Raw genomic sequence first — 26,472 nt, 5'->3', positions numbered from 1 at the left:
GTTCAGGTTCGTGGTCTCAGGCCGGGGCCTGCGTGATCGGTCTCAGTGTCCCATGCCCAGGCCGCCGTCGACGGGGATGACGGCTCCGGAGATGTAGGCGGCGTCGTCGGAGGCGACCCAGCGGACGACTCGGGCGACCTCGTCGGCTTCGGCGAAGCGCTTGGCGGGGATCGTGGAGAGGTACTCCTTGCGCTGCTTCTCGTCGAGTTCGTCGGTCATGTCCGTGCGGATGAAGCCGGGGGCGACGACGTTCGCGGTGATCCCGCGCGAACCGAGCTCACGGGTGATCGACCGGGCGAGACCGACGAGGCCGGCCTTCGACGAGGAGTAGTTGCCCTGTCCGGGCACACCGTAGAGGCCCGAGACGGACGAGATGAGGACGATGCGTCCCTTCTTCGCCCGGATCATGTTCGTGATCGCGCGCTTGACGGTGCGGAAGGCACCGGTGAGGTTCGTGTCGACGACGGAGGTGAAGTCGTCTTCGCTCATGCGCATGAGCAGGTTGTCCCGGGTGATACCGGCGTTGGCGACGACGACCTCGACGGGACCGAGCTTCTCCTCCACCTCGGCGAAGGCGGCATCGAGGGAATCGGAATCGGTGACGTCGGCGGCCACGGCCAGCGCCCCCTCCGGGGCGTCTCCGTTGCGCGAGGTCACGGCCACCTTGTCACCGCCGGCGAGGAACTCCTCGGCGATGGTGCGGCCGATCCCGCGGTTGCCTCCGGTGACGAGGACTACACGTGGTTCTGACACGGATCTCTCCTGTTGTTCGACAATACGCTCACAAACCTACCGTGTCCGCGTGCTCGGAGACATGCTCACACAAACGAAGCGTATGATTTTGTAGGTAGACCCGAGTGAAGAAGGTTATGTCCAGGCACCCGCAGCAGATCACGAGCGCAGACACTGCCCTCGACGACGACATGAAGTCGCGGATCATCAAGTACTCCATCACGATGACGATCCGCACCCTCTGCTTCGTAGCCGCGTATTTCGCATTCATCTCCTCCCAGCAGGTGCTCATGTGGGTGTTCGTCGCCGGCGCTGTGCTCCTGCCCTACCCTGCGGTGATCTTCGCCAACGCCGGACGTGAGCGCAGCCGTGACGACCGCTCCGCGCTCATCGACTCCGCCCCGCTCGACGCCCTGCCGCCGGGCCGCGGAGCGACGATCCGCGAGGACGGGGCCACCGTCATCGACGGGGAGACCATCGACGGCGGCGAGACCGTGGACGGCGAGACCGTGGACCCTGGGACCCAGCCCACCGTTGGGCAGAACCGAACCAGCGCCGAGGCGGGGCATCCTGCGAGTTCGGCCGACGACGGCCGTGAGCATCTCTTCACCGCCGACATCGCCGGCGAGGTCGTCGACGAAGGCGAAGTCGCGGATGCCGACAGCACCGACGCGGACAGCACCTCGGGCGCGGACGTGCATGAGGGCCGCACCGAGGCAGGCGGCGGCAGAACGCACCGTGGCGGACGTCGATGACCGAGGCGCTGCGCTGCTCGGCGAAGGGCTGCCGAGCCGATGCCACCCGGGCCATCCTGTGGAACAACCCGGGCCTGCACACGCCTGAGCGGCGCAAGGTGTGGCTGGCCTGTGACGAACATCTCGACCATCTGCGCGATTTCCTCACCCTGCGCAGCTTCTACCGCACAGACGTGTCCGTCGACGAGATCCCGGAGGGCGCCGGCTGATGTCCCGCTATTCGTTCCTCTTCAGTGCCCGCTGGCTCAAGTACATCGCGATGACGATCGTCGTCGTCATCGCCTGCGTGTTCCTCGCCCTGTGGCAGAAGGACCGCCGCGCCGAACGCCAGCACGAGATCGACACGATCAATGCGAACTACTCCTCCGCCCCCGTCGAGATCGCACAGATCCTGCCCGACACCTCGGCGACGCTGGCCGCCGACGAGGAATGGAGGCAGGTGCGCCTGACCGGGCAGTTCCGCCCGGCCGACACCGTGCTCGCCCGCAACCGCACGGTCGAGGACAAGGTCGGCTTCTACGTCGTCGTGCCCTTCGCGCTGAACACGGGCGAGACGATCGCCGTCGTGCGCGGCTGGGTGCCCGAGGCGAATGCGGTCCCGGACCCGCCGAGCGGTGAGCAGACGATCGTCGCCCGGCTCAAGATCGCCCAGGACGGGTCGAAGGACACCAATCCGGAGGGGATGATCAAGGCGATCGATCCCGCCCGGATCCCCGGCATGGTCGATGCCTTCGCCAACGTCTACGCCGAGGAGGCCGACGTCGCCTCCGTGCCGGGACTGACCCCGCTGCCGGCCCCGGACCTCAACCCGGGCAACCACCTGTCGTACATGCTCCAGTGGTTCGCGTTCGGGATCATGATCATCATCGCCGTGTCGATCTCGGCCAGGCGGGAGCGCAAGGCCGCGGCGGAGACGCTCAGCCACGACGCGGCGGCGGCCGAGTTCGTCGTCGTCGACAAGGCCGCGCTCGACGCCGGGGCGAAGCTGAGCGAACCCGGCAGACGCTACGGTCGCGGCCGGCTGGCCAGTCCCAGCGCCCACGGACGTGACGAAGCCGACGAGGACGAGGTCCTCGAGGAGCGGTTCCGCTCGAGCTGAGGCCTCAGGTGAGGCTGACGAGGTCGAGGTAGCTGTCGTTCCACAGGTCCTCGTCACCGTCGGGCAGCAGCAGGACCCGGTCGGGGTCGAGGGCCGCGACGGCGCCCTCATCGTGGGTGACGAGGATGATCGCACCCTCGTAGCGGCGGATCGCGGAGAGGATCTCCTCCCGCGAGGCCGGGTCGAGGTTGTTCGTCGGCTCGTCGAGGAGGAGCACGTTGGCGCTCGAGACGACGAGGGTCGCCAGGGCCAGGCGGGTCTTCTCACCGCCGGAGAGCACGCCTGCGGGTTTGTGGACGTCGTCGCCGGAGAAGAGGAACGAGCCGAGCACGTTGCGCACCGCGGTGTCGTCGAGGTGCGGGGAGTTCCGCCGCATGTTCTCGAGCACGCTGAGTTCGAGGTCCAGCGTCTCGTGCTCCTGCGCGTAGTAGCCGAGCTTGAGTCCGTGACCGGGCACGACCTCACCGGAATCGGGTTCGTCGAGACCCGCGAGGAGGCGCAGCAGGGTCGTCTTGCCGGCGCCGTTGAAGCCGAGGATGACGACGCGGGAGCCCTTGTCGATCGCGAGGTCGACGCCGGTGAATACCTCGGTGGAGCCGTAGCTGCGGGAGAGCCCGGAGGCCGTCAGCGGCACCCGACCGCAGTCGGCGGGCGCCGGGAAGCGGAGGTTCGCGACCTTCTCCGCACCGCGTTCGTCCTCGAGGCCCGCGAGCATCCGCTCGGCGCGTTTGACCATCTGCTGGGCGGCGACGGTCTTCGTCGCCTTCGCCATCATCTTGTTCGCCTGCGCGGTCAGGGCCGCGGCCTTCTTCTCCGCGTTCGCGCGCTCCCGGCGGCGGCGGCGCTCGTCGTCCTCGCGCTGTTTGAGGTAGAGACGGTAGCCCATCGCGTAGATGTCGATGGTCTGACGCATCGCGTCGAGGAAGAAGACCTTGTTGACGACTTCGTCGATGAGGTCGAGGTCGTGGCTGATGACGATGAGCCCGCCCGAGTACGCCTTGAGGTAGTCGCGCAGCCAGAGCACGGATTCGGCGTCGAGGTGGTTCGTCGGCTCGTCGAGGATCATCGTGTCCGGGGCGGAGAAGAGGATCCGGGCGAGTTCGACCCGGCGGCGCTGACCGCCGGAGAGCGTGCCGATCTCCTGGTTGACCAGATCCTCGTCGAGTCCGAGGTTTGCGGCGATCGCGTACGCCTCGGATTCGGCGGCGTAGCCGCCGGCGGCGACGAATTCGGCTTCGATGCGCGGGTAGCGGTCGATGGCCTTCGCGGCGACGTTCTCGTCGGGTGAGGCCATCTGCCGCTCCGCCTTGCGCAGCCGTTTGACGAGGACGTCGAGGTCGCGGGCGGAGAGGATGCGCTCCTTCGCGGTGGCTGTGAGGTCCCCGCTGCGGGGGTCCTGCGGCAGGTAGCCGACGGTGCCGGAGACGGAGACGGATCCGGCGTTGGCGGGGTGGCCGCCCATGATCACCTTCGTCAGCGTCGTCTTCCCGGCGCCGTTGCGTCCCACGAGGCCGACGCGGTCGCCCTTGTCGACGCGGAAGGACACCTCGGACATGAGGGTGCGGGCGCCGACGGCGACCTCGAGGCCGGAGGCCTGAATCATTCGCTCTCCAAACTGCGGCCGATGATCTCGGCCAGGTATTCCTGTGGGTGGACTCCGCGAGCACGTGCCCGGGAGACGAGCTGATCGGCGACGGTGCTCGGCACGCGCGTCGAGACGACGGTCATCGGGGTCTGTGCCGGCTCCTCGCCGAGGCGGTCGTCCGAGTCATCGTCGGGCGTCCCTTCGGGAGCGGTGCTCTCGGGCGTCCCTGCCTCAGTTGTGCTCTCCGGCGTGGCCGCGGGGACGTATCCGGGCCCGGTGGGGACCTCGGTGCCCTTCTGGTACGCGGTCGCCGCGGCCCGGGCGCGGTCGTCGGCGGCTTCGTTCATCGCATGGTTGCTGTGGCCTTTGACCCACTCGAATTCGACCTCGCGGCCTCGCAGCGCCGTGTCGAGGAGTTCGAGGAGGTCCCGGTTGAGGACCTCCTTGCCGTCGGCCTTCTTCCAGCCCTTGCGCTTCCAGCCGGGCATCCATTTCGTCAGGGCGTTGATGACGTACTGCGAGTCGCAGAAGACCTTGAGGTCCTCGCCCGTGCCGGCGGTGGAGTCGAGGAGGTCGAGGACGGCCATAAGCTCACCGCGGTTGTTCGTCGCGTTCTTCCAGCCCCCGGCGTGCCAGCAGTCATCGTCGATGTACCACGCCCAGCCGGCCGGTCCGGGGTTGCCGAGCGCAGACCCGTCTGCGGCAGCGATGATCGTCAAATGGTTCTCCTCGATGTCTGAGCCCGGGCAGCGGAGTCTCGGTCCCGCCGGTCCGCGGGCCCGGACCATTGTTTCACGTCCGCCTCTCCCGCGCAGACCGGACCGCCCGTGCCCTCCCCCACACGCACATCGCCGAGGTGGGACTCCCGTTTCCGGGGTCCCACCTCGGCGGTGGTCTCAGACGTCCCCGCGGGGACGTCAGCGCACGATCGGCCTCAGATGTTGAAGCCGAGCGCCCGCATCTGCTCGCGGCCGTCCTCGGTGATCTTCTCCGGACCCCATGGCGGCATCCACACCCAGTTGATGCGGTAGGCCGGCACGATGCCGTCGAGGCACTGCGCGGTCTGGTCCTCGATGACGTCGGTGAGCGGGCACGCCGCCGAGGTGAGCGTCATCTCGATGACGGCGGTGCCGTCGTCTTCGACGTTGAGTCCGTAGACGAGGCCGAGGTCGACGATGTTGACGCCGAGTTCGGGATCGACGACGTCCATCATCGCTTCGCGGACCTCTTCGACGCTCGCGTTCTGCGGGGCGTCAATGACTTCGGGCATCACTTCTCCTCGTTGTCTGCTGTCGTAGCCCCGGCCTGAGCCTGGGCGAGTGCGTCCTTGAACGCCATCCACGCCAGGAGGGCGCACTTGATCCGGGCAGGGAACTTCGACACTCCCTGGAACGCCGCGGCGTCGCCGAGTATTTCCTCATCGGCCTCGATCGTGCCACGGGAGTGCATGAGCTCGTGGAAGGCCGCTTCGATCTCAAGCATCTTGGTGATGCTCGCCGAGGCCGCGAGTTCCGTGAGCACGGAGGCCGAGGCCATGGAGATCGAGCAGCCGTCACCGGTCCAGCGCACGCTCACGGAGCCGTCGGCGGTCAGTTCGGTCTCGAGTTCGATCTCGTCCCCACAGGTCGGATTGACCTGGTGGGAGTATCCGTGCGGACCGGCGGCGGCATCCCCGTGCAGGGCGGAGTTGCCGATCCGGGACCGCGAATGGTCGAGGATGACCTGCTGGTAGAGCTGCTGCATCTGCGTGGTCATGACGCCTGCCGTCCCGCCTCGGTGAGCCCGAAGAACGGACGCACCTCGGCCAGGGCCGTGAGGAAGCGGTCGACGTCGTCTGCATTGTTGTACAGGTACGTGCTCGCCCGCGTCGAAGCGGTCACCCCGAACCGGCGGTGCAGCGGCTGTGCGCAGTGGTGGCCCACGCGCACGGCCACGCCCTGCGAGTCGAGGTACTGGCCGACGTCGTGGGCGTGGACGCCCTCGACCTCGAACGCCACTGTCCCGATCCGGTCCTCGGCCTCGCCGAGGATGCGGATCCCCGGGATCTCCCGGATCCCGTCCACCAGCAGGCGACCGAGTTCGCGTTCATGCTCGAACACCTCGTCAAGGCCCACCTCCTGGAGGTAGCCGATGGCCGTCGCGAAGGCCGCGACCTCGGCCACGGGCTGGGTGCCGGCTTCGAAGCGCTGCGGGGCGGGCATGAACTCGGCGGAGTCCATCGTCACCGTCGTGATCATCGACCCGCCGGTGAGCACGGGCGGCAGCGCATCGAGCAGCTCCGCCCTGCCCCAGAGCACGCCGAGACCGGTGGGCCCGAGCGCCTTGTGCGCGGAGAACGCCGCGAAGTCGACGTCGAGGTCGACGAAGTCCACGGGCATGTGCGGCACGGACTGACACGCGTCGAGGACGACGAAGGCGCCGACCTCCCTGGCCCGGGCGACGAGTGTGTCGACGGGGTTGATCGACCCGAGCACGTTCGAGACGTGGGTGAAGGCGAGCACCTTCGTCGTCTCGTCGACGATCGTCTCGAGCCGGGACAGGTCGAGCTCACCGGCGTCGGTGACCGGGATCCAGCGCAGCTGCGCCCCGGTCGCCTGGGCGAGCTGCTGCCAGGGCACGAGGTTGGCGTGGTGCTCCATCTCGGTGACGACGATCGAGTCGCCTGCGCCCAGGGCGAAGCGCTCCGCCGCCTGCCCGCCGAAGCCGCGGCTGGCCCGGTCCATGCCGAGTGCGACGATGTTGAGCGCCTCGGTGGCGTTCTTCGTCCACACGACCTGGTCGGCCTCGCCGCCGACGAGTCCGGCCACGGCTGCGCGTCCGGCTTCGAACGAGTCGGTGGCCATGACCGCGAGCGAATGCGCGCCCCGGTGCACGGCTGCGTTGCGCTGCGTGAAGAACTCCGTGAACGTGTCGATGACGCATTCGGGCTTCTGCGAGGTCGCCCCGGAGTCGAGATAGGTCAGCGGGGACTCCCCGACCCTGGCATCGAGGATCGGGAAGTCACCGCGCAGCCGGGAGAACATCAGACCGCCGAGGACAGGAAGCGGTCGTAGCCTTCGTTCTCGAGGCGTTCGGCGAGTTCCGGTCCGCCCTCCTCGGCGACCTTGCCCTTGACGATGACGTGGACGAAGTCGGGCTTGATGTAGCGGAGGATGCGCGTGTAGTGGGTGATGAGGAGGACACCGACATCGGTGGTCTCGCGCACCCGGTTGACGCCTTCGGAGACGATGCGCAGGGCATCGACGTCGAGGCCGGAGTCGGTCTCATCGAGGACGGCGAACTTCGGCTTGAGCATCTCCATCTGGAGGATCTCGTGGCGCTTCTTCTCGCCGCCGGAGAAGCCCTCGTTGACGTTGCGGGTCGCGAACTCGGGATCGACCCGCAGCTGCTCCATCGCGTTCTTGAGGTCCTTCGTCCAGTTGCGCAGCTTCGGAGCTTCGCCGTCGATCGCGGTCTTGGCCGAACGGAGGAAGTTCGTCACGGTGACGCCGGGCACCTCGACGGGGTACTGCATGGCGAGGAAGAGGCCTGCCTTCGCGCGCTCGTCGACGGTCATGTCGAGGACGTCCTCACCGTCGAGCGTGACGGATCCGGAGGTGACTTCGTACTTCGGGTGACCGGCGAGCGAGTAGGCCAGGGTCGACTTGCCGGAGCCGTTGGGGCCCATGATGGCGTGCGTCTGGTTCGAGTCGATCTCGAGGTTGATGCCGTTGAGGATCGGCTTCTGGCCGGCCTCGGTGTTGACGCTGACGTGCAGGTCGGAGATTTCGAGCTTGGACATGTCTATCCTTTTCAGTTCACAGTCGTGTTCGGGTCGAGCAGGATGCGGCCGGCGATCTCTTCGCACGCATAGACCGCGACGGGTTCGAAGGCCGGTGGGCTCAGCGGCGCACCAGTGTTGAGGTCGAATTGGGAGCCGTGCAGCCAGCATTCGATGGCGCAGCCCTCCACATCGCCTTCGGCCAGGGACACCTCGCCGTGGGTGCAGAGGTCGTCGATCGCGTGGATGACGCCGAAGGAGTCGCGCGCCAGGCAGATCTCACGACCCACCACGTCGACCCGCACGGCGGCGCCGACAGCCACATCAGCGGCGGCGGCCACATCGATCATCGTCACAGGACGCTCCGGGCCAGTTCGTCCTCGATGCGCTCGCTGAGGACGGATTCGATCTCGGGCACCTGGATCTTCTGGATGACCTCGTTGAAGAAGCCGCGGACGACGAGCTGCCGGGCGACGTCCTCGGGGATCCCGCGGGACATGAGGTAGAAGAGGTGCTCCTCGTCGAAGCGGCCGGTCGACGAGGCGTGGCCGGCGCCTTCGATGTCACCGGTCTCGATCTCGAGGTTGGGCACCGAGTCTGCACGCGCCCCATCGGTGAGGATGAGGTTGCGGTTGAGCTCGTAGGTGTCGATGCCGAGCGCCTCGGGGCGGATGAGGACGTCGCCGATCCACACGCTGCGTGCGTCCTTGCCCTGCAGGGCGCCCTTGTACATGACGTTCGACGTGGCCTTGGCCGTGTTGTGGTCGATGTACGTGCGGTGCTCGAGGTGCTGCCCGGCGTCGGCGAAGTAGAGGCCGAGGAGCTCGGCCTCGCCGCCGTTCGCGGAGTAGCGGACGTTGGCGTTGAGGCGGACGACGTCGCCGCCCAGGGTGACGACGATGTGCTTGAGCTTCGCGTCCTTGCCGACGATCGCGTCATGCTGGCCCAGGTGCTGGGAGCCGTCGTCCCACAGCTGCAGGGAGACGAAGGTGAGATCGGCGCCGTCGCCGACGACGAGGGAGACGAGCTCGGAGTACCGGGCCAGTCCCTCGTGCTCGACGACGATCGTCGCCTTGGCGTTGGCACCGACGGAGACGACGACATGGCCGTGGACCAGATCGGTGCCGGCGCCGTCGGCGTGGATGATGACCGGCTGGTCGAGTTCGGTCTCCGCGGGCACCGAGTAGTGGGTGACGTGGCCGGTGCGGGTGGCCGCCACGGCCGCCGCGCGATCCTCGGGCTCGAGGATGCCGAGCTCCTGCGCGGCGTTCAGGGAGATCTCCTCGACGGTCACGCCTGCGGGCAGGTCACCGGTGACGGTGAGCCCCGCCTCGGTGGGGGCGTCGGCGAAGAAGTCCGAGAGCCGGCGCACGGGTGTGAAGCGCCACTCCTCCTCACGGCCGGTGGGCACCGGGAAGTCCGCGACGTCGAAGCTGCGGGTGCGCGCATCGCGCTTGGCGTCGGGAACGTGGACGCCGGCACCGTGGGCGTGCTCGGACACGCCGAGCGGGTTGGTAGTATCAGTCACAAATTCTCCTTAGGCAGGTCGACAGCGGGCTCAGCCCACTGCGCCTTCCATCTGCAGTTCGATGAGGCGGTTGAGCTCGAGGGCGTACTCCATCGGCAGCTCACGGGCGATCGGCTCGACGAAGCCGCGCACGATCATCGCCATCGCCTCGGTCTCCTCGAGGCCGCGGGACATGAGGTAGAAGAGCTGGTCCTCGCTCACCTTCGACACAGTCGCCTCATGGCCGAGGGTGACGTCGTCCTCACGGATGTCGATGTAGGGGTACGTGTCCGACCGGGAGATGTTGTCGACGAGGAGGGCATCGCAGAGCACGTTGTTCGACGAGCCCTCGGCGCCCGGGTAGACGTGGACGAGACCGCGGTAGCCGGCCCGGCCGCCGCCGCGGGCGACGGACTTCGAGACGATCGACGACTGCGTGTGCGGGGCCGCGTGGACCATCTTCGCGCCCGTGTCCTGATGCTGCCCCTCACCGGCGAAGGCCACCGACAGGGTCTCACCGCGGGCGTGCTCGCCGGTCAGCCAGATCGCCGGGTACTTCATCGTCACCTTCGAGCCGATGTTGCCGTCGACCCATTCCATGGTCGCGCCCTCTTCGGCGATCGCGCGCTTGGTGACGAGGTTGTAGACGTTGTTCGACCAGTTCTGGATCGTCGTGTAGCGGACGCGGGCGTCCTTCTTCGCGATGATCTCGACGACGGCGGAGTGCAGGGAGTCCGTCTTGTAGATCGGGGCCGTGCAGCCTTCGACGTAGTGGACGTAGGAGCCTTCGTCGGCGATGATGAGCGTGCGCTCGAACTGGCCCATGTTCTCCGTGTTGATGCGGAAGTAGGCCTGCAGCGGGATCTCGACGTGGACGCCCTTGGGGACGTAGATGAACGAGCCGCCCGACCACACGGCGGTGTTGAGCGCGGAGAACTTGTTGTCACCGGAGGGGATGACCGAGCCGAAGTACTCCTCGAAGATCTCCGGGTGCTCCTTGAGACCGGTGTCGGTGTCGAGGAAGATCACGCCCTGGCGCTCGAGCTCCTCGTTGATCTTGTGGTAGACGACCTCGGACTCGTACTGCGCGGCGACGCCGGCGACGAGGCGCTGTTTCTCCGCCTCCGGGATGCCGAGCCGGTCGTAGGTGTTCTTGATGTCCTCGGGCAGGTCCTCCCACGACTGGGCCTGGCCTTCGGTCGAGCGCACGAAGTACTTGATGTCGGCGAAGTCGATCCCCGAGAGGTCGGCGCCCCAGTTCGGCATCGGCTTCTTCTCGAAGAGCTTCAGCGCCTTGAGCCGGCGCTGGAGCATCCAGTCGGGTTCGTCCTTGAGCTTCGAGATGTTGCGCACGACGTCTTCGGAGAGCCCGCGGGTCGCCGCGGCGCCTGCGTCGTTCTCGTCGTGCCAGCCGTAAGCGTACTGCCCGAGGTCTTTGAGCTCGGGGTTCGCTTCGATGATCGGATTGCTGGTGTCAGTCATCGTGAACCTCCTTGAGGTCGATCGTTTGCGTGGATGGGTGGCCTGGTGAGTTCCGAGGTCGGGATGTGGGTCGTGCAGACGTGATCGCCGTGGGCCAGCGAGGACAGCCGGCGGACGTCGACGCCCAGGTACTCCGAGAACATCGCGAGCTCTGCTTCGCAGATCTCGGGGAACTCGGCGGCCACGGATTGGATGGGACAGTGCCCCTGGCACAGCTGCATCGCCTCGAGCGGGGTGCCTGCGGCCACCGGGGTCGCCGAAGCGGCATAGCCCTCCCGACTGAGCGCCGAGGCCAGAGCCCGGGACCGGGAGGCCACGGAGCGTCCGCCCCGCTTCTCCAGCTCCCCGCCGAGGCGTTCGCGCAGCCGGGCGACGAAGTCGTCGGAGAAGTCCCCCACGGCTCCCTGCCCCATCCGGCCCTGGAAGAACCGGAGGATGCTCACGGCGAGTTCGTCGTAGGACCGGCTGAGTTCGTCGTGTCCGCGTGAGGTGACGACGTAGTTCCTGGCCGGGCGTCCCCGCCCTGCCTGCTTTCCGGCGAGGCCGCGGACTTCGATGAGGCCCTCGGCTTCGAGTGCGTCGAGGTGACGACGGATCGCCGCCGGGGTCAGCTCAAGGCCTTTGGCCAGCGCCGAGGCGGTGATGGGTCCGTCGTCGAGGACGGAACGGAACACCTTCTGCCGGGTGCGGCGCTCGTCCACATCGTTCGCACTCATACTCCACCTCCTTGACTAACACAACACTATTGTTGCGTAAATTGTTTCGTAAAACTAGGTGAGCCTAACTCCCGACCCTCCCCGACTCCCCCGTTCCGGCGCCCCGTTTAGGCGTGAGGTTTCGACGGGACGTAGAATGTTCGGGTGGTTCAATCGGCACTCACCATCCGTGGGCTCCGCTATGCGTACGGGGCGCACCAGGTCGTCGACGGCATCGACCTCGACGCTTCGGTCGGTGCGGTGCTCGGCGTCCTCGGTCCCAACGGCGCAGGCAAGTCGACGACGATCTCCCTGGCCGTGGGCACCAGGCGCCCGGATGCGGGCACCGTGGAGATCTTCGGTCTCGACCCCTACCGCCGGCACGAGGAGACCTCTCAGCTCGCCGGTGTCATGCTCCAGGACGGCGGCCTGCCGATGAGCGCGAAGCCTCTGGCCGTGCTCCGCCACCTTTCCTCCCTCTACGCCGATCCGCGACCGGTCGACGAGATCGCGGGCATCCTCGGCATCCCCGAATTCGCGTCCCGATCGATCCGGCGGCTCTCCGGCGGGCAGCGGCAGCGCGTGGCTCTGGCCGCGGCCCTCATCGGCCGTCCCCGCATCGTCTTCCTCGACGAGCCGAGCGCGGGACTCGACCCGCAGGCCCGCGCCGTCGTCCACGACGTCATCCGCGAGCTCGCCGCAACCGGTGTCGCCGTCGTCCTCACCACCCATGACCTCACCGAGGCGGAGGCCCTGGCCGATGACATCGTCGTCATCGACCGCGGCCGCATCATCGCCCGCGGCGCCCCCGAGGTGCTGCGCAGCTCCTCGGGTCTCGGCCGCCGACTCGTCATCACGGTGCCCGACGCTCCCGACCCCGACAGCGAGGCCGGTCGCCGCTTCGCCGCAGCCCTGAGCGCCGTGGCCCCGACGACGGTGCAGGGCACGCACCTCATCGCCGCAGGAGACCTCGACAGCGCCGCGATCGCGGGCCTGTGCACGGTCATCGCCGAGGCGGGCCTGAGCATCGGAGACATCGCGATGCAGTCGCAGTCGCTGTCCGAGGTGTTCTTCGATCTCACGGGAAGGCCGCTGAGATGAGCACCGTCATCGTTCCCACGAGCCCGGGCATGCGCACCCGCCGTGTGCTCTCGCAGGCGCGCTTCGAGACCTTCGCCGTCCTCCGCAACGGCGAACAGCTCCTCCTCGCCCTCATCCTCCCGCTCGGGCTCCTCGTCTTCCTCTCCACGACCCCGCTGCTCGAAGCGCTCGGCGCGATCCCAGAAGGCGGGGACCGCCTGAGCATCGCCCTGCCGGGCACACTCGGCCTGTGCCTGGCCTCGACGGCGTTCACGGGGCAGGCGATCGCCACGGCCTTCGACCGCCGCTACGGGGTCCTCGCCCAGCTGGCGACGACGCCGCTGGGCACGACGGGACTCATCCTCGGCAAGCTCGGCGCCGTCATCGGCGTCGTCGTCCTCCAGTTCGCGCTCGCCTTCGCGATCGCGTGCGGACTCGGATTCGCCGGGCCGATCCATGTGGTGCCGCTCATCGTCGCCACCGTCCTCGGCACGGCCGCTCTGCTCTCCCTCGGCCTGCTCATGGCCGGCACGCTGCGCGCCGAGGCGACCCTGGGTGCGGCCAACCTCGTGTGGGTGCTCATGGCCGGAGCCGGCGGACTCGTCCTGCCGGGGACCGGGGAATGGGGCACCGTCGTGGGCTATCTGCCCTCCGGCGCGCTCGGCGATGCCATGCGCGCGAGCCTGGCCGACGGCTGGGATGTCAAAGCCATGATCGTGCTCCTCGTCTGGGGCGTGGTCGGAACGCTTGCCGCACGCAGGTGGTTCCGTTTCGAATGAGGAGTCAAGTGAACAGGATCCGCATCGCCGCCTGGGCCATGCTCATCGCCCAGGCCGGCATCATCTTCACCGGCGGCATCGTCCGTCTCACCGGTTCGGGCCTCGGCTGCTCGGATTGGCCCAAGTGCACCCCGGATTCGCTCGTGCCGACGAAGGCGATGGGCTTCCACGGGATCATCGAATTCGGCAACCGCACGCTCGCGGTCGCTCTCGCCCTCCTCGGCGTGGCCATCCTCATCCTCCTGTGGAAGCACCGGAAGGACCGTCCGGACCTGTTCTGGCTCAACATCGCGCTCACCGCGATCGTCCCGGTCCAGGCGGTCATGGGCGGGATCACCGTGTGGACGAAGCTCAACCCGTGGGTCGTCGCCGGTCACTTCGTGCCCTCGGCCATCGCCGTGGGCGTGGCCGCGTACTTCGTCCGCCGCACGTACGACACGGGAGTGCGCACGGGTGAGAAGGCGCCCTCTCCCCTGCCCGCGCTCGGCTGGGCGATCCTCATCCTCACCGCCGTCGTCGTCTTCTTCGGCGTCCTCACCACGGGTGCCGGCCCGCACTCGGGATCGACGATCTCGACGCGCAACGGCCTCGACAACGTCTGGATCACCCGGTTCCACGCCTTCCCCGTGTGGCTGCTCGTCATCACCACGATCGCCGCGCTGGTCTATGCGCGCAAGCGCTGGACGCCGATGGTCGCCCCGCTCGTCGTGCTCCTCATCGTCGAACTCGCCCAGGGGCTGATCGGCTACGTCCAGTACTTCACGGGCGTGCCGTGGGTGCTCGTGGCATTCCATATGATCGGACTCTCCGCTACGATCGCAGCCAGTGTCGCTGTGCTCGACAGCGCCTACCCGAGGAGAGTCCATGCCGACGCCGATCGTTCCGTGCCTGTGGTTCGCTGACCGCGCCGAGGAGGCGATGGAGTTCTACTGCTCCGTCTTCCCGAACTCGCGCATCGTCTCCATCGAACGCTATCCCGACGAGAGCCTGAACGAGCACTTCGCTGGCATGAGCGGGAAGGTCATCACGGGCGTCTTCGAACTCGACGGCAACCGGTTCATCTGCCTCGACGGCGGACCGGCGTTCACCTTCAACGAGGCGATCTCGCTCACCGTCGAATGCGCGGATCAGGCGGAGATCGACCGCTACTGGCAGGCGCTGTCGGCGGTGCCCGAGTCCGAGCAGTGCGGCTGGCTCAAGGACCGCTTCGGGATCAGCTGGCAGATCGTGCCGGACAACCTCGGCGAGCTCATGACCGGGGACGCGCAGGTGCGTGCGCTCATGGGGATGAAGAAGATCGTCATCGCCGAGCTCGTCGACGCGGGCTGACGCCCGTCACCAGAGGCTGGGCAGCAGCGGGGTGACGAACGGGTCGACGGCCACGGCGAGGAAGAGCAGCGAGAGATACGTGATCGAGCCGTGGAACACCTTCATCGCCCGCAGCGAGGTGCCGTTCAGGCCCTTCTTCGCCCGGGAGACGAGCGCATAGCACGACCACAGGAACCACGCGCCGGCGAGCACGGCGACGACCGTGTAGACCGGACCCATCGGGGCGACGGGGATGAGGACGAGCGAGGTGAGCACCATCGCCCACGTGTAGAGGATCATCTGCCGGCCCACCGAGGTCGGCGGGACCTTCGAGGGCAGCATCGGGACGTCGGCGGCGTCGTAGTCGGCCTTGTACTTGATCGCGAGCGGCCAGTAGTGCGGCGGCGTCCAGAAGAAGATGACGAGGAAGAGGATGAGCGGCTCCCACGCCAGCCCCCCGGTCACCGCCGACCAGCCGATGAGCACCGGCATGCAGCCGGCGGCCCCGCCCCACACGATGTTCTGGGTCGTGCGGCGCTTGAGGACGAGGGTGTAGAAGACGGCGTAGAGGAGGATCGCGCACGCGGTCAGTCCCGCGGCCACCCAGTTGGTGAATCCGCCGAGCCAGAAGATCGACCCGAGGCCGAGGACGAAGGCGAAGATGAGTGCTGCCCGCGGGGAGATCTCCCCCGTCACGAGGGGACGGTGCTTCGTCCGATCCATCTTCGCGTCGATGTCCCGGTCGACGTAGCAGTTGAACACCGACGCCGAGGCGGCAGCGGCGGCCCCGCCGATGAGGGTGTTGAGCACGAGCCAGAGGTTCGGCATGCCGTTCGCGGCGAGGAACATCACCGGGGCGGTGGTGACGAGGAGGAGTTCGATGACGCGCGGCTTCGTCAGGGCGATGTAGGCGCCGATGATCGAGCGGGGTCGCTTGGAGTGTCTCGCTTCGTCGATCGTCCTCTGCAGAGGTCGCTCGCTCTGCGTGCCGGGGTTCTGACGAAGATCACTCACTCGCCCGATTCTACCCCCTGTCGAACTATTTTCCAGTTGGGCTCCGGCGGGTCTCCCTGTCGCCGCTCGGGAACGCCGAGGGACGCCGAACCGCCCGGATGACAACGATGAGGCCGACGATCAGGGCCGTGGGGACGAGGACGATCCACTGAGCGAGGGCGAGGAAGTAGAGCCCGAGTCCCGCGAGAGGGTCCTCGAGTGTGATGATGTCGACATCGACCCAGACGCCGAACGCCCCGGCGAGCACCGTGTACACCACTGCCGTCCACCAGATGAGGCCGGCTGGGCGCGCGAGGGCGAGCACGACGAGGACGCAGAGGAACGGACTCGCCGTGATGTGGTGACTACCAGGAATATCACACGGCGGCGCGGGCCTGAGGAGTCGCGGTGCGCGCGGTAGAGTTTGAGTGGACGCACCGCCCCGACGTGAAGGATCACTCGACGACATGACTACCCTGTCCTGGACAGACCTCGACTCCCGCGCAGTCGACACCGCCCGCCTCCTCGCCGCCGACGCCGTGCAGAAGGTCGGCAACGGGCACCCCGGCACCGCGATGAGCCTCGCCCCCGTCGCCTACTACCTCTACCATCACGCACTCAACCTCGATCCCGCCGATCCGACGTGGGCCGGACGCGACCGCTTCGTCCTCTCGCTCGGACACAGCTCGCTCACCCAGTACGTCCAGCTCTACCTCGCAGGCTTCGGACTCGAACTCGACGACCTCAAGGCGCTGCGCACGTGGGGATCGCTCACCCCCGGCCACCCCGAGGTCGGCCACACTCCGGGCGTCGAGATCACCACGGGCCCACTCGGCTCGGGCGTCGCCTCGGCGGTGGGCATGGCGATGGCCTCCCGTCGCGAACGCGGACTCTTCGACCCCGATGCCGCCCCCGGCGCCTCGCCGTTCGACCACCAGATCGTCGTCCTCGCCTCCGACGGCGACATGGAGGAGGGCGTGTCCGGCGAGGCCTCGTCCCTGGCCGGCACCCAGGAGCTGTCGAACCTGCTCGTCATCTGGGACGACAACCGCATCTCGATCGAGGACGACACGGCGATCGCCTTCGGCGAGGACACCGCGGCCCGCTACGCGGCCTACGGCTGGCACGTCCAGCACGTCGACTTCACCGCAGGCGGCGAGTACCACGAGGACATCGAGGCCTTCCACCGCGCCGTCGAAGCCGCGAAGGCCGACCCGCGGCCGTCCTTCATCCGCCTCTCCACGATCATCGCGTGGCCGGCCCCGAACGCCCGGAACACCGGTGCCTCGCACGGTTCGGCTCTCGGCGAGGACGAGATCCGCGCGACGAAGGAGCTGCTCGGCTTCGACCCCGACGAGACCTTCGCGATCGCACCCGAGGTCCTCGAGCACGCCCGCACCGCCCGGGAGCGCGGACGCGAGGAGCACCTGGCCTGGAACGAGAAGTTCGACGCGTGGAAGGACGCCAACGGCGAGCGTGCGAAGCTCTTCGAACGGCTGCGCACCCGCACCCTGCCTGACGGCCTCGACGAGGACTTCCCGGTCTTCGACGCCGACGAGAAGGGCATGGCCACCCGTGCCGCCTCGGGCAAGGTGCTCAACGCGATCGCCGAGCGCATGCCCGAGCTCTGGGGCGGCTCGGCCGACCTCGCCGTTTCGAACAACACCCTCATCAAGGGCGAGCCGAGCTTCCTGCCGGCCGACCGGTCGACGGATGCGTTCTCCGGCAACCCGTACGGTCGCAACATCCACTTCGGCGTCCGCGAGTTCTCCGCGGGCCTCATCGGCAACGGCATCGCCCTCCACGGCGGCACCCGGCCCTACAACGGCACGTTCCTCGTCTTCAGCGACTACCAGAGGCCCGCGGTGCGCCTCGCGGCCCTCCAGCAGCTGCCGAACGTCTTCGTGTGGACGCACGACTCGATCGGACTCGGCGAGGACGGACCCACCCACCAGCCCATCGAGCACCTCTCCGCACTGCGGGCGATCCCCGGCCTCGACGTCGTCCGGCCGGCCGATGCGAACGAGACCTCCGTCGTGTGGCGGAAGATCCTCGAGCGCACCGACGGCCCCAGCGGCCTCATCCTCACCCGCCAGAACGTGCCCGTCCTCGACCGGTCGAAGTACGCCCCGGCGTCCGAGGCCGCCCGCGGCGGGTACGTCCTCCACGACACCGGCGACGACCCGCAGGTCGCGATCATCGCCACCGGCTCCGAAGTCCAGCTCGCCCTCGCGGCCGCCGAGGAGCTTGATGCCAAGGGCATCGTCGCTCGGGTCATCTCGATGCCCAGCCAGGAATGGTTCGACGCCCAGGACGAGGACTACCGGGAGGCCGTGCTCCCCCGTTCCCTCAAAGCCCGGGTGAGCGTCGAGGCCGCCTCGGCGATGAGCTGGCACCGCTACCTCGGCGACGCCGGACGCGCGGTGTCCATCGAGCACTTCGGGGCCTCCGCCGACTACCAGACCCTGTTCGAGAAGTTCGGCATCACCGCCGCGGCCGTCGTCGAGGCGGCCGAAGAGTCCATCGCCGCAGCGAAGGGAGAGGCATGACCGCGCAGAGCAGCCTTGCCCGACTGTCCGAGGCAGGCGTGTCCGTCTGGCTCGACGACCTGTCCCGCACCCGACTCGAGACCGGTGACCTGGAGAACCTCGTCACCACGATGAACGTCGTGGGGGTGACGACGAATCCGACGATCTTCGCCACCGCGATCGCCGGCTCCGACTCCTACGCCGGCAGCCTCGACGAGCTCGCCGCCGCAGGCGCCTCCGTCGACGAGGCGATCGAGTCCCTCACGACCGCCGACGTCGCCACCGCGGCGCGCCTGCTGCGTCCCGTCTACGACGCCACGGACGGTGACGACGGCCGCGTCTCGATCGAGGTCGCCCCACCGCTGGCCCGCGACACCGCCGGGACCACCGCCTCGGCGAAGGCCCTGTGGGAACGTGTGGGCGAACCGAACGCGATGATCAAGATCCCCGCCACCGAGGAGGGCCTGGCCGCGATCGCGGACACGATCGGGGCGGGCATCAGCGTCAACGTCACCCTCGTCTTCTCCCTCACCCGGTACCGGCACGTCGTCGAGGCGTACCTGCAGGGGCTCGAGAAGGCCCGGGCGGCCGGTCACGACCTCAGCACGATCCGCTCGGTGGCCTCGATCTTCGTCTCCCGCGTCGACGCGGAGATCGACGCCCGCCTGGCAGAGCTGGGCGATCCCGCCGCCGCGGAGCTCGCCGGGCGCGCAGGCATCGCGAACTGCGTGCTCGCCCACGAGATCCACTCCCAGCTCTTCACCTCCGAACGCTTCCGCGTCCTCGAGCTCGCCGGTGCGCAGCCGCAACGGCTCCTGTGGGCCTCGACCGGAGTGAAGAACCCCGAGTACCCGGACACGATGTACGTCACCGGTCTCGTCGCCGACGACACCGTCAACACCATGCCCGAGGCGACGATGCGGGCCTTCGCCGACCACGGTGAGGTCGGGGCCCCGATCTCGACCGAGGACTACCGGGCCGCCGACGAAGTCTTCGACCAGCTCGCCCGCCTCGGCATCGACTACGCCGAGGTGATGACCCTGCTGGAGACGCAGGGGCTGGAGAAGTTCGACGTCAGCTGGGCCGAACTCCAGGACACGATCCGCCGAGCATTGGAGCGCGCATGAGAGTCGAACTGAGTGTCCCCGTCGCAGCGGACTCCGACGCCGAGATCGCCCGTCTCGTCGCCGACCGGGTGCCTTCCCGGATCGCCGAACGCGACGGCACGGTGTTCACCGATGCCGCCGTCGCCGCCGACCGTCTCGGCTGGGTCGACCTGCCGTTCCGCGCCGCCGGGCTGCTCGACGAGATCGAGGCCCTGCAGGACCGTCTCGCCGCCGAGGGTCTGCGGTCGATCAGCCTCACCGGCATGGGCGGGTCCTCCCTGGCGCCCGAGGTGATGGCCACCGCGGCCGGGGTCGAGCTCGAGATCGTCGATTCGACCGACCCGAACCAGGTCGCCGAGGCGATCGGCACCGACCTCGACCACACCGTCCTCGTCATCGCCTCGAAGTCTGGGACGACGATCGAGACGGATGCGATCAGGCGGGCGTTCGCCGCGGCATTCGGGGCCGTCGGCATCGACCCGGCCACTCGGTTCATCGCGATCACCGATCCGGGCACGGAACTCGACGCGCTGGCCGCCGAGGAAGGCTACCTGGCGACGTTCCACGGCGATCCGAGCGTCGGGGGCCGCTTCAGCGCGCTCTCCCCGTTCGGGCTCGTCCCCGCCGGTCTCGCCGGTGTCGACGTCCGTGGGATCGTCGACTCCGCGGCCTCCATCGCCTCCGACCTCGCCCTCGACAGCGACGAGAACCCGGCGCTGCGCTTCGGCACGTGGCTGGGCATCGCGCACGCCAGGGCGACGGAGAAGCTGGTGCTCGCCGACACCTCCCCCGCCCTGCGCGGGCTCGGGGCCTGGGTCGAGCAGCTCGTCGCCGAGTCCCTCGGCAAGGACGGGCAGGGCATCCTCCCCGTCGTCGTCGGCGGCCCCTCCGATGTCGGCTTCGCCGATGCCCGGGCCGACGCCGTGCTCGCCGTCCTCGGTTCCGAATCCGACTTCGGCGCCCCCTCGGGGTTCAACGCCGTCGTCGACGGCGACCTCGGTGAGCAGTTCCTGTTCTGGGAGTTCGCGACCGCGATCGCCGGCTACAGCATCGGCGTCGACCCCTTCGACCAGCCCGACGTCGAGGCCGCGAAGGCCTTCGCCCGCGCCGCCCTCGAGACGGGAACGCAGGAGGGCGAGTACCCGGCGTTCGCCGACGGCGACGTCGAGGTCTACGGGGAGGTTGAGGCCACCGACCTTGTCGGCGCCCTCAGGGAGCTCTTCGACCAGGTCGACGAGTACGGCTACATCGGGATCCAGGCGTACCTCGACCGCCTCGGCGAGGCCGGTGCGACTGATCTGCGGCCGCTGGTCTCCCGTCATGCGGGTGTGCAGACGACGTTCGGGTTCGGTCCCCGGTACCTGCATTCGACCGGTCAGTACCACAAGGGCGGACACCCCAACGGGGTGTTCCTCCAGATCACGGCGGACCCGCGCACCGAACTCCTCGTCCCCGGCCGCGGGTACGGCTTCGCCGAACTCCAGCGGGCCCAGGCCCTCGGCGATGCCGCGGCACTGCGGGAGAAGGGGCGTCCCGTCCTCCGCGTCCACCTCACCGATCGGGCGCGCGGACTCGACCAGCTGCGACGGGCGGTCTCCGAGATCGCGCCGCACCACCACTACGGCGTCGACTGAGATCACGGCGTCGAGCGAGACACACGACGGAGGCCCTCACCGGTGACGGTGAGGGCCTCTGCTGTCTGCGTTGCGCTGTCTGTGCTGCGCCGCCGGCGGGGCGGCTCAGCTGCTGAAGCGCGTGATGAGTCCGAGGAGGATGATCGAGGCACCCCAGACGATCGCCATCAGGGCGGTGAACCGGTTGAGGTTGCGTTCGGCCACGCCCGAGGATCCGAGCGAGGACGACATGCCGCCGCCGAACATGTCGGACATGCCGCCGCCCTTGCCCTTGTGCATGAGGATGAGCAGGGTGAGGAAGATGCTCGTGAGGACGAGCACGCCGATGAGTACGTAGGTGAGGATTTCCACGTCGAGTTCAACCTGTGTTTCTGTCAGAGGATTTGCAGTTCAGTCTACTTGCCCACCGCGGCCTTGCACAAAGCGGCGAAGTCGGGCCCGCTCAGGCTCGCTCCCCCGACGAGTGCGCCGTCGACGTCGTCGGAGACGAGGATGTCGGCGACGTTGTCCGTCTTCACGGAGCCGCCGTAGAGGATGCGCGTCGAGTCGGCGAGGGCGTCGCCGTAGCGTTCGCGCAGCCGGGCGCGGATGGCCGTGGCCATCTCGGCAGCGTCCTCCGCGGTCGCGGTCTTGCCCGTGCCGATCGCCCACACGGGTTCGTAGGCGACGACGAGGCCCTGGAGGTCCTCGGCGCCGAGACCGTCGAGGGACTCCTCGAGCTGGGTGAGGGTGAAGTCGACGTGGGTGCCCTCCTCGCGCTGGGCCAGCGATTCGCCGACGCAGAGGATCGGGAGCAGATCGTGGCCGAGGGCCGCTTTGACCTTCGCCGCGACGACGTCGTTCGTCTCGTGGTTGTCGGCCCGGCGTTCGCTGTGGCCGACGACGACGTACGTGCAGCCGAGCCGGGCGAGGAACGTCGCGGCGATCTCACCGGTGTGAGCGCCGGGTTCGTGCCGGGAGACGTCCTGGGCGCCGTAGCGCAGCCACAGCTTGTCGCCCTGGACGAGGGTCTGCACCGAACGGATGTCGGTGAAGGGCGGGACGACGACGACTTCGCACTGCGAGTCGTCGAGCTTCGCGTCCTCAAGCGCCCACGCGAGCTTCTGCACGGTCGAGATCGCTTCGAGGTGGTCGTGGTTCATCTTCCAGTTGCCGGCGAGCAGCAGGGTGCGGTCAGTCATGGTGGTCAGTCCTCACGCGAGAGCTTCGATGCCGGGCAGGGTCTTGCCTTCGAGGTACTCGAGGCTCGCCCCGCCCCCGGTGGAGATGTGGCCGAACTCGTCGTCCGAGAAGCCGAGTGCCCGCACTGCGGCGGCCGAGTCCCCGCCGCCGACCACGGTGAGCCGGTCCGCGACCGCACCGTCCGCCGAGGCGGTGAGCGCGGCGGCGACGGTCTTCGTCCCCGCAGCGAACGCGGGGAACTCGAAGACGCCCATGGGGCCGTTCCAGAACACCGTCTTCGAGCCGAGGATCACCTCGGCGTAGGCGGCGGCGGTGTCGGGTCCGATGTCGAGGCCGAGGCCTGCGGCGCCTGCCGGGGTGTCCTCGAGGGCGTCGACCGGGCGCACCCAGTGGTCGGCGTCGGGGGCGAACGATGCGGCCATGACGATGTCGGTGGGCAGGAGGATGCGCGCACCGCCGGCCTCGGCCCGCTCCAGGTAGCCCTTGACGTCGTCGATCCGGTCCTTCTCGACGAGGCTGGAGCCGATGTCGTGGCCGAGCGCTGCGAGGAAGGTGAAGACCATGCCGCCGCCGATGAGGAGGTTGTCGGCGCGGGCGATGAGGTTGTCGATGACCCCGAGCTTGTCGGAGACCTTCGATCCGCCGAGGACGACGGTGAAGGGACGCTCGGGAGAGTTGAGGAGGCGGTCGCTGACCTCGACCTCGGCCTGGACGAGGGAGCCCGCATAGTGCGGGAGGAGCTCGGCGAGTTCGTACACCGAAGCCTGCTTGCGGTGGACGACGCCGAACCCGTCGGAGACGAAGTCGTCGGCGAAGGCCGCGAGTCGGCTCGCGAACTCGCGACGTTCGCTTTCGTCCTTCGAGGTCTCCTCCGGGTTGAACCGGAGGTTCTCGAGGAGGAGCACGTCACCGTCGTTGAGTCGGGCGACCTTCGCCTTCGCATCCTCACCGACCGTGTCCGAGGCGAAGGCGACGTCGCGGCCGATCGCCGCGGCGAGCTCACCGGCCACCGGGGCCAGCGAGAAGTGCGGATCGGGTGCCCCTCCCGGACGGCCGAGGTGGGAGATGACGATGACCCTGGCCCCCGCCTCGGCGAGTGCGCGGATCGTGCCCGCCGACGCGAGCACCCGGCCGTTGTCGGTGATCGTCGTCCCGTCCATGGGGACGTTGAGATCGCTGCGGACGAGCACCGTGCGGTGCGCGAAGATCGACGGGTCGGTGAATGTCCTCATTGGGGCCTTTCGCTGAGCAGGTAGCTGACCATGTCCTTGAGCCGGTTCGAGTAGCCCCATTCGTTGTCGTACCACGCGACGACCTTGACCTGGTCGCCCAAGACCATGGTGAGTTCGGAGTCGGCGATCGCCGAGGCGGTGGTGCCGACGATGTCAGTGGACACGAGGGCGGCCTCGGTGTAGTCGAGGTAGGGCGAGGCTTCCGCTGCGGACTTGAGGATCGCGTTGACCTCGTCGCGGGTGACCGGCTTCTTCGGGGTGAACGTGAAGTCGATGATCGATCCGGCGGGCACGGGCACGCGGATCGCGAAGCCGTCGAGCTTGCCCTCGAGGTGGGGCATGACCTTGCCGACGGTGCGGGCGGCGCCCGTGGTCGTGGGCACGATGTTGATCGCCGCGGCCCGGGCCCGGCGCAGGTCCCGGTGGGGTCCGTCGACGAGCTTCTGGTCGCCGGTGTAGGCGTGGACGGTGTTGAGCAGTCCCGATTCGACGCCGATCGCGTCGTCGAGGGCCTTGACGACGGTGGCCATGCAGTTCGTCGTGCACGAGGCGTTCGAGACGACCTCGTGTTTGTCCGGGTCGTACGTGTCCTCGTTGACGCCCATGACGAAGGTCGCGTCGACGTCCTTGCCGGGGGCGGAGAGGACGACGGTCTTCACGGACCCGCCGAGGTGGGCCTCGGCCTGGTCGCGGCGGGTGAAGATGCCCGTGGATTCGACGACGAGTTCGACGTCCTTCGACGTCCAGTCGATGTCGGCGGGGTTGGATTCGGAGAACACCGCGATCTCGCGGCCGTCGACGATGAGGGAGTTCTCCCCCGCTTCGACGGTGTGGTCGAAGCGCGGCCACACGGAGTCGTAGGCGAGCAGGTGGGCCAGCGTCGCGGTGTCGGTGAGGTCGTTGATGGCGACGACCTCGAAGTCGGCACCGGGTTCGAGGGACAGGCGGAAGAGGGCGCGACCGATGCGGCCGAAGCCGTTGACTGCGATTCGTCTCATGCCTGCGATCCTAGCGGTCCTCGAGCATGTCGGGGGTGAGACTGGCTTCAGTCCCAGGAATTCCCAATTCTTCGGCCCGCTTGTCCGCCGTGGACAGCAGGCGGCGGATCCGACCGGCCACGGCGTCCTTCGTCATCGGCGGGTCGGCGAGCTGCCCGAGCTCTTCGAGCGAGGCCTGTTTGTGGGTGACGCGCAGCTGTCCCGCATATCGCAGGTGCTCGGGGACGTCCTCGCCGAGGATCTCGAGTGCCCGTTCGACGCGGGCGCCGGCGGCCACGGCGGCACGAGCCGAGCGGCGCAGGTTCGCATCGTCGAAGTTCGCCAGCCGGTTGGCGGTGGCACGGACCTCGCGGCGCATGCGCCGCTCCTCCCACACGAGGACGGCGTTGTGCGATCCCATGCGGGTGAGCAGGGCGGCGATGTCGTCGCCGTCGCGGATCACGACGCGGTCGACGCCGCGGACCTCGCGGGCCTTCGCGCTCAGCCCGAGACGGCGGGCGGCCCCGACGAGGGCGAGGGCGGCCTCGGGTCCCGGGCAGGTGACCTCGAGGGCCGAGGAGCGACCGGGTTCGGTGAGCGAGCCGTGGGAGAGGAACGCGCCGCGCCAGGCCGCCTCGGCGTCGGCGACGGAGCCGTTGACGATCGCCGAGGGCAGTCCGCGCACGGGACGGCCCCGATTGTCGACGAGACCGGTCTGCCGGGCCAGGGCTCCCCCGTCGCGCGTGACGCGCAGCAGGTAGCGGTTGGACCTGCGCAGCCCGGCGGCGTTGATGACGACGATGTCCGCGAACTGTCCGTAGAGGTCCTTGATCTCGCTGCGCAGGCGCTTCGCGGCCTGCGCGGTGTCGAGTTCGGCTTCGAGCACGATCGAGCCGTTGACGAGGTGGAGGGCGGAGGAGAAGCGGAAGATCGAGGACACTTCGGCCTTCCGAGCCGAGGTGCGTGTGATCTTCACCCTCGCGAGCTCGTCCTTGACCTGAGCGGTCAATGCCATTGTTCGTCCTCCTGCACGGATGAGTCCTACCACTGCTCGTCGACGCCGATGCCAGCGTCGATCAACATGTCACGGTAACATGCCGCAAGCTTGAGGCTGTCATGCTGACCGGCCCTCCGGGAGCTGAGCGGATGGACCCGCAGCTTCGCGCCGAACATCTCCCTCGCGTGGGCTTCGAGCTCCGGTTCGATGCCGATCGTCGCCTCGTCGACGAGGACGTAGTCCAGGCGCAGGGCGGGGGCGTGACGGTGGAGCGAGGCGAGGTGCGCACCGAGACTGAGGTCACGGGTCTCGCCGTCGGAGGCGGAGAGGTTGAGCGTGAGGGATTTCACCGCCGAGGAGCGCACGATCGCGTCGGCCAGCGAGGGCACGAGCAGGTGCGGCATCACCGAGGTGTACCAGGAGCCGGGTCCGAGGTTGAGCACGTCCGCCTCGGCGACGGCTTCGACGGTCTCGTAGCGGGCGGGCGGATCCGCCGGGTCGAGGCGCACGGATTCGACGTGGCCGCGGGTCGAGGCGAGCACGGACTGCCCGCGGACGACCTGGAAGGAACCGGGGAACTGGACGTCGGCCTCGATCGTCAGCGGCACCGAGGACATCGGCAGCACGCGCCCGTGGGCGCGCAGCAGCTTGGCCATCCAGTCGAGGCCGGCGACATGGTCGCCGTGGATCTGCCAGAGGGCGGCGATGAGGAGGTTGCCGACGGCGTGGCCGTTGAGTTCGCCTTCGGAGTCGAAGCGGTGCTGGATGACGTCGCGCCACGTCCGACCCCAGTTGCCGTCGTCGCACAGCGCGGCCAGCGCCATGCGCAGGTCACCGGGCGGCAGTCCCCCGAGTTCGTCGCGGAGGCGACCGGAGGAGCCGCCGTCGTCGGCGACGGTGACGACGGCGGTGAGCGACTCCGTGAGCAGCCGGAAGGCGCGCAGGGCGGCGTAGAGGCCGTGGCCGCCTCCGAAGGAGACGATCTTCGGCCCCTTGTTGATCACCGTGGGGGTGATCTGCGGGAGATCCTCGGTCTCCATC

29 protein-coding genes are annotated in these 26,472 nt (G+C 68.5%); 10 read left to right on the top strand and 19 right to left on the bottom strand.

All coding sequences use genetic code 11. The features are described 5' to 3' along the window. Positions 1-42: 42 nt before the first annotated feature. Positions 43-753 carry a beta-ketoacyl-ACP reductase gene (locus AAHA49_RS04470; protein ID WP_342037351.1) on the bottom strand — a complete coding sequence of 237 codons (711 nt, stop codon included), beginning with the start codon at positions 751-753 and terminating at the stop codon, positions 43-45. A 116-nt stretch (positions 754-869) separates the two neighbouring features. Here AAHA49_RS04470 and AAHA49_RS04465 point away from each other — a divergent pair, with 116 nt between their 5' ends. The 3 genes from AAHA49_RS04465 to AAHA49_RS04455 are packed head-to-tail and all read left to right on the top strand — an operon-like array spanning position 870 to position 2,586. Further along, positions 870-1,487 carry a DUF3099 domain-containing protein gene (locus AAHA49_RS04465; protein WP_342037350.1) on the top strand — a complete coding sequence of 206 codons (618 nt, stop codon included), beginning with the start codon at positions 870-872 and terminating at the stop codon, positions 1,485-1,487. Further along, on the top strand, positions 1,484-1,696 hold the full coding sequence (locus AAHA49_RS04460; RefSeq protein ID WP_342037349.1) for a hypothetical protein: 213 nt from the start codon (positions 1,484-1,486) through the stop codon (positions 1,694-1,696). Before AAHA49_RS04465 ends, AAHA49_RS04460 begins: the two co-directional genes overlap by 4 nt. Then, positions 1,696-2,586 carry an SURF1 family cytochrome oxidase biogenesis protein gene (locus AAHA49_RS04455; protein WP_342037348.1) on the top strand — a complete coding sequence of 297 codons (891 nt, stop codon included), beginning with the start codon at positions 1,696-1,698 and terminating at the stop codon, positions 2,584-2,586. Before AAHA49_RS04460 ends, AAHA49_RS04455 begins: the two co-directional genes overlap by 1 nt. 4 nt (positions 2,587-2,590) lie before the next feature. Here the strand turns inward: AAHA49_RS04455 and AAHA49_RS04450 are convergent, their stop codons facing one another. From AAHA49_RS04450 to AAHA49_RS04405, 10 genes are all read right to left on the bottom strand, one after another. Beyond that, the gene (locus AAHA49_RS04450) at positions 2,591-4,189 is read right to left on the bottom strand and encodes an ABC-F family ATP-binding cassette domain-containing protein (RefSeq protein ID WP_339391579.1); all 1,599 of its coding nucleotides are present in this window, start codon (positions 4,187-4,189) and stop codon (positions 2,591-2,593) included. Further along, on the bottom strand, positions 4,186-4,890 hold the full coding sequence (locus AAHA49_RS04445; RefSeq protein WP_342037347.1) for a ribonuclease H family protein: 705 nt from the start codon (positions 4,888-4,890) through the stop codon (positions 4,186-4,188). The genes AAHA49_RS04450 and AAHA49_RS04445 overlap by 4 nt, the downstream gene beginning before the upstream one ends. A 215-nt stretch (positions 4,891-5,105) precedes the next feature. Further along, positions 5,106-5,441, bottom strand: coding sequence for a metal-sulfur cluster assembly factor (locus AAHA49_RS04440; protein WP_339391577.1), 336 nt, complete (start codon positions 5,439-5,441; stop codon positions 5,106-5,108). Further along, positions 5,441-5,926, bottom strand: a complete 486-nt coding sequence (gene sufU / locus AAHA49_RS04435) for a Fe-S cluster assembly sulfur transfer protein SufU (protein WP_342037346.1) — start codon at positions 5,924-5,926, stop codon at positions 5,441-5,443. The genes AAHA49_RS04440 and sufU overlap by 1 nt, the downstream gene beginning before the upstream one ends. Beyond that, complete coding sequence (locus tag AAHA49_RS04430) at positions 5,923-7,194, bottom strand: SufS family cysteine desulfurase (protein WP_342037345.1); 1,272 nt, start codon at positions 7,192-7,194, stop codon at positions 5,923-5,925. The genes sufU and AAHA49_RS04430 overlap by 4 nt, the downstream gene beginning before the upstream one ends. Continuing rightward, positions 7,194-7,952 carry a Fe-S cluster assembly ATPase SufC gene (sufC, locus tag AAHA49_RS04425; protein WP_339391574.1) on the bottom strand — a complete coding sequence of 253 codons (759 nt, stop codon included), beginning with the start codon at positions 7,950-7,952 and terminating at the stop codon, positions 7,194-7,196. Before sufC ends, AAHA49_RS04430 begins: the two co-directional genes overlap by 1 nt. 11 nt (positions 7,953-7,963) lie before the next feature. Further along, positions 7,964-8,287 carry a non-heme iron oxygenase ferredoxin subunit gene (locus AAHA49_RS04420; protein ID WP_339391573.1) on the bottom strand — a complete coding sequence of 108 codons (324 nt, stop codon included), beginning with the start codon at positions 8,285-8,287 and terminating at the stop codon, positions 7,964-7,966. After that, a complete protein-coding gene (sufD, locus tag AAHA49_RS04415; RefSeq protein ID WP_342037344.1) occupies positions 8,284-9,459 on the bottom strand; it encodes a Fe-S cluster assembly protein SufD in 1,176 nt (391 codons plus the stop codon). Before sufD ends, AAHA49_RS04420 begins: the two co-directional genes overlap by 4 nt. A gap of 30 nt (positions 9,460-9,489) precedes the next feature. Then, positions 9,490-10,920 (bottom strand): Fe-S cluster assembly protein SufB, encoded by a 1,431-nt coding sequence (gene sufB / locus AAHA49_RS04410; RefSeq protein WP_342037343.1) that lies wholly within the window; start codon positions 10,918-10,920, stop codon positions 9,490-9,492. Further along, positions 10,917-11,636 (bottom strand): helix-turn-helix transcriptional regulator, encoded by a 720-nt coding sequence (locus AAHA49_RS04405; RefSeq protein ID WP_342037342.1) that lies wholly within the window; start codon positions 11,634-11,636, stop codon positions 10,917-10,919. Before AAHA49_RS04405 ends, sufB begins: the two co-directional genes overlap by 4 nt. A gap of 144 nt (positions 11,637-11,780) precedes the next feature. On the opposite strand from AAHA49_RS04405, the gene AAHA49_RS04400 reads away from it, so the two are divergent. Genes AAHA49_RS04400 through AAHA49_RS04385 form a run of 4 tightly spaced genes read left to right on the top strand, consistent with a single transcriptional unit; the run spans position 11,781 to position 14,803 of the window. Further along, positions 11,781-12,716, top strand: coding sequence for an ABC transporter ATP-binding protein (locus AAHA49_RS04400; RefSeq protein ID WP_342037341.1), 936 nt, complete (start codon positions 11,781-11,783; stop codon positions 12,714-12,716). Continuing rightward, a complete protein-coding gene (locus AAHA49_RS04395) occupies positions 12,713-13,474 on the top strand; it encodes an ABC transporter permease (protein WP_342037340.1) in 762 nt (253 codons plus the stop codon). The genes AAHA49_RS04400 and AAHA49_RS04395 overlap by 4 nt, the downstream gene beginning before the upstream one ends. An 8-nt stretch (positions 13,475-13,482) precedes the next feature. Then, positions 13,483-14,376 carry a COX15/CtaA family protein gene (locus AAHA49_RS04390; RefSeq protein ID WP_342037339.1) on the top strand — a complete coding sequence of 298 codons (894 nt, stop codon included), beginning with the start codon at positions 13,483-13,485 and terminating at the stop codon, positions 14,374-14,376. After that, positions 14,339-14,803, top strand: coding sequence for a VOC family protein (locus tag AAHA49_RS04385; RefSeq protein ID WP_342037338.1), 465 nt, complete (start codon positions 14,339-14,341; stop codon positions 14,801-14,803). Before AAHA49_RS04390 ends, AAHA49_RS04385 begins: the two co-directional genes overlap by 38 nt. A gap of 6 nt (positions 14,804-14,809) precedes the next feature. On the opposite strand, the gene AAHA49_RS04380 is transcribed toward AAHA49_RS04385, so the two are convergent. Then, positions 14,810-15,796, bottom strand: a complete 987-nt coding sequence (locus AAHA49_RS04380) for a heme o synthase (protein ID WP_342037337.1) — start codon at positions 15,794-15,796, stop codon at positions 14,810-14,812. Positions 15,797-15,821: 25 nt separating this feature from the next. Beyond that, on the bottom strand, positions 15,822-16,100 hold the full coding sequence (locus AAHA49_RS04375; RefSeq protein ID WP_342037336.1) for a hypothetical protein: 279 nt from the start codon (positions 16,098-16,100) through the stop codon (positions 15,822-15,824). 142 nt (positions 16,101-16,242) lie between these two features. Between AAHA49_RS04375 and tkt the strand changes: the two genes are divergently transcribed. From tkt to AAHA49_RS04360, 3 genes are read left to right on the top strand one after another with little or no spacing between them, the layout of a single operon-like run. After that, positions 16,243-18,324: a transketolase gene (gene tkt, locus AAHA49_RS04370; RefSeq protein ID WP_342037335.1), complete on the top strand. Its 2,082-nt coding sequence runs from the start codon at positions 16,243-16,245 to the stop codon at positions 18,322-18,324. After that, positions 18,321-19,430 (top strand): transaldolase, encoded by a 1,110-nt coding sequence (tal, locus tag AAHA49_RS04365; RefSeq protein WP_342037334.1) that lies wholly within the window; start codon positions 18,321-18,323, stop codon positions 19,428-19,430. Before tkt ends, tal begins: the two co-directional genes overlap by 4 nt. Further along, positions 19,427-21,043, top strand: a complete 1,617-nt coding sequence (locus tag AAHA49_RS04360; RefSeq protein WP_342037333.1) for a glucose-6-phosphate isomerase — start codon at positions 19,427-19,429, stop codon at positions 21,041-21,043. Before tal ends, AAHA49_RS04360 begins: the two co-directional genes overlap by 4 nt. A gap of 105 nt (positions 21,044-21,148) precedes the next feature. Here the strand turns inward: AAHA49_RS04360 and secG are convergent, their stop codons facing one another. Genes secG through AAHA49_RS04330 form a run of 6 tightly spaced genes read right to left on the bottom strand, consistent with a single transcriptional unit; the run spans position 21,149 to position 26,471 of the window. Further along, the gene (secG, locus tag AAHA49_RS04355) at positions 21,149-21,394 is read right to left on the bottom strand and encodes a preprotein translocase subunit SecG (RefSeq protein ID WP_339391560.1); all 246 of its coding nucleotides are present in this window, start codon (positions 21,392-21,394) and stop codon (positions 21,149-21,151) included. A gap of 44 nt (positions 21,395-21,438) precedes the next feature. Beyond that, positions 21,439-22,224, bottom strand: coding sequence for a triose-phosphate isomerase (tpiA, locus tag AAHA49_RS04350; RefSeq protein WP_342037332.1), 786 nt, complete (start codon positions 22,222-22,224; stop codon positions 21,439-21,441). Positions 22,225-22,236: 12 nt separating this feature from the next. Then, entirely contained in the window at positions 22,237-23,457 is a 1,221-nt protein-coding gene (locus AAHA49_RS04345; RefSeq protein ID WP_342037331.1) for a phosphoglycerate kinase, read from the bottom strand. Next, complete coding sequence (gap, locus tag AAHA49_RS04340; RefSeq protein ID WP_342037330.1) at positions 23,454-24,455, bottom strand: type I glyceraldehyde-3-phosphate dehydrogenase; 1,002 nt, start codon at positions 24,453-24,455, stop codon at positions 23,454-23,456. Before gap ends, AAHA49_RS04345 begins: the two co-directional genes overlap by 4 nt. A gap of 10 nt (positions 24,456-24,465) precedes the next feature. Then, positions 24,466-25,449 (bottom strand): DNA-binding protein WhiA, encoded by a 984-nt coding sequence (gene whiA / locus AAHA49_RS04335; protein WP_339391556.1) that lies wholly within the window; start codon positions 25,447-25,449, stop codon positions 24,466-24,468. A 26-nt stretch (positions 25,450-25,475) separates the two neighbouring features. Then, positions 25,476-26,471 carry a gluconeogenesis factor YvcK family protein gene (locus AAHA49_RS04330; protein WP_339391555.1) on the bottom strand — a complete coding sequence of 332 codons (996 nt, stop codon included), beginning with the start codon at positions 26,469-26,471 and terminating at the stop codon, positions 25,476-25,478. Between the last annotated feature and the right edge of the window lies 1 nt (position 26,472).

Origin of the sequence: Brevibacterium ammoniilyticum, assembly GCF_038429965.1 — a bacterium.
Taxonomy (GTDB): domain Bacteria; phylum Actinomycetota; class Actinomycetes; order Actinomycetales; family Brevibacteriaceae; genus Brevibacterium; species Brevibacterium ammoniilyticum.
Note: the sequence above shows the minus strand (reverse complement) of the source record. Positions and strands in the feature narration are given on the sequence as shown.